Annotated in this window: 2 protein-coding genes and 1 pseudogene; all 3 read left to right on the top strand. The window is 66.5% G+C overall.

The window, feature by feature from the left end; translation table 11 throughout:
- Window positions 1-625 (top strand): helicase-related protein (locus tag JCM25156_RS25385; protein WP_242402712.1); only part of this gene is annotated, 625 nt, incomplete at its 5' end.
- 192 nt (window positions 626-817) lie between these two features.
- Window positions 818-988 carry a hypothetical protein gene (locus JCM25156_RS29560; RefSeq protein ID WP_159105007.1) on the top strand — a complete coding sequence of 57 codons (171 nt, stop codon included), beginning with the start codon at window positions 818-820 and terminating at the stop codon, window positions 986-988.
- 10 nt (window positions 989-998) lie between these two features.
- Window positions 999-1,609, top strand: a pseudogene (locus JCM25156_RS16115) (peptidase M14); the annotation flags it as partial.

The raw sequence follows: 1,609 nt of genomic DNA, 5'->3' as shown, positions 1-1,609 counted from the left end.
GGCCACCACCCGGTTCGTGCTGGACGAAGCCGACCGCATGCTCGATCCCGGCTTTGCGGAGGAGATGCTGGCTCTTGCCGCCGTCCTGCCGCCCCGGCACCAGACCCTGCTGTTTTCCGCCACCATGCCCCCCGCCATGAGCGCGCTTGCCGCGCAACTGCTGCACCGGCCCGAACGCATCAGTATCGAGGTGGAATACGCCCCCGCGCCCCGCATCGCGCAATATGCCATTTTCGTGCCCATGCGGCACAAGACGGAAGCCACGCTGGCCTGCCTGCGCCATTACGGCATGCAGCGGGTGATGGTGTTCGTGCGCACCCGGCAGGAAGCGGATGGCGTCGCGCGCGCCATTTCCGCGCTGACCCCGGCCGTGGCCATTCATGGCGACCATTCACAGGCGCGGCGCGAACGCATGCTGCGTGACTTCCGGCAGGGCCGCGTAGGGGTTCTGGTAGCGACCGATGTGATGGCGCGCGGCATTGATATTGATGACATTGCCCTGGTCATCAACCACGACATCCCCCCGTGCCCGAAGCCTATGTACACCGGATCGGCCGCACCGCGCGTGCGGGCCGACGCGGGGTGGCGGTGGCCCTGTGCGCGCCGGAGGAACGCCACGCGCTGAAGGAAATCGAACGCCTGACGGGCCAGCGCATCCGCATCGCGCCGCTGCCGGAATAACCTGATAAAAACGCGGGAAATTTTCGGGTGTCTCTTTTCCAGCCAGACACCTTACCTATGATCTGGAATCCCGCATGGCCGGAGCGGGAAAATCGCGCGTCGGATCGACACAGGCAGGCATTTTGCGCCGGACTTCATGAAGTCCGGTCATATCTCCGTCATGCGCCACTGTTTGTCATGTCCCGCCCCGCCCGATGCCCTTGCCGTGGGGGGCAGGCTGGATAAACTGCGGTTCATGATGAGTGTGGATGCCATGCATCCGCAGGGCCACGCGCCCTGCGGGCCAGAGGGACTGCCCGTGGCATGACATGCGGCCGATGGACAAACGCCTGCCGGTGCGTGTGGCGCGCCCGACCCGTTTTCTTGACCGCCTGCCGCCACCGCCCCAGGCCCTGCCGCGCTGGAAAATCGGCATCACCCCGCCCGATCTCTCCCCATGGATACGGGGGAATTGCGGCATCCCCGGCGTCATGCATTACGAGGGACGCGGCCCCGGCCCGCACACCGTATGTGTCAGCCTGATCCACGGCAATGAATTCGCGGGCGCGATGGTGCTGGACCAGTTGCTGCGCGCGCGCGTGCGCCCCCGTCGCGGGCGGCTTTCGTTTATTTTCGCCAATCCGGAAGCCATGCACCAGTTCGATCCGCATGACCCCACGCGCGCGCGCTGCGTGGATGAGGACATGAACCGTGTCTGGTCCCCCGCCACGCTGGAGGGCGACCGCAATTCGCATGAACTCGACCGCGCACGCACGCTGCTGCCGGTCATCCTGACGGCGGACAGGCTGCTGGACCTGCATTCCATGCTGTGGCCGGGCGACCCGCTGCTCCTGTCCGGCCAGTCGGGTCCGGGGCGGGTGATGGCGCGCGGCATAGGCGGGGTAAATATCAGCGTGGCCGATGGCGGGCACCGGAACGGATGCAGGCT

The sequence above is a fragment of the Komagataeibacter kakiaceti JCM 25156 genome, from assembly GCF_000613305.1.
Note: the sequence above shows the minus strand (reverse complement) of the source record. Positions and strands in the feature narration are given on the sequence as shown.

Bases quoted from the DNA above. Each gene is read 5' to 3' on its own strand.
- JCM25156_RS29560 (WP_159105007.1), top strand. From the start codon at position 818: ATGAAGTCCGGTCATATCTCCGTCATGCGCCACTGTTTGTCATGTCCC.